The organism is Candidatus Hepatincolaceae symbiont of Strigamia maritima (assembly GCF_055505085.1).
On sequence record NZ_DBKDTU010000032.1, the window covers coordinates 1 to 411 of the forward strand.

1 protein-coding gene is annotated in these 411 nt (G+C 23.4%); it reads left to right on the forward strand.

Annotated features, from left to right (window positions below):
* Positions 1 to 88: 88 nt before the first annotated feature.
* Complete coding sequence (locus ACQCX0_RS00780) at positions 89 to 343, forward strand: succinate dehydrogenase assembly factor 2 (RefSeq protein ID WP_462562192.1); 255 nt, start codon at positions 89 to 91, stop codon at positions 341 to 343.
* Positions 344 to 411: the final 68 nt, after the last annotated feature.

A 411-nucleotide genomic window follows, 5' to 3' on the forward strand; every position in this document is an offset into this window, starting at 1 on the left:
TATAAAATATATTGCAAGTATCTCTTAAGTTATATATAGTTTAAGTTATTATATAAATCAAAATACTAAGAAGAATCCAAGGGTGAACATGAATACTAATCAAGAAATATATCTAAAAAAACTTTATCTTAAGGCAAAGCGTAGGGGAATGATAGAATTAGATCTAGTGTTAGGGTATGTGGCAGATAATTATTTATATACAATGTCTAAAGAGGAAATAAAATTATTTGAAGAGTTCTTAAACTTAGAAGACAATTTAATCTACAATTGCTTAATTGCTAAAGATAAAATTCCTGCAAAGTATTCTCTTATTTGGCAAATGATCCAAACTTATAAAGCTTAGTAAGTAGATTTTATATATTCTAAAATAGAAAAAGTATAAAGAAATATTTTTTATTAATAATTCTGATA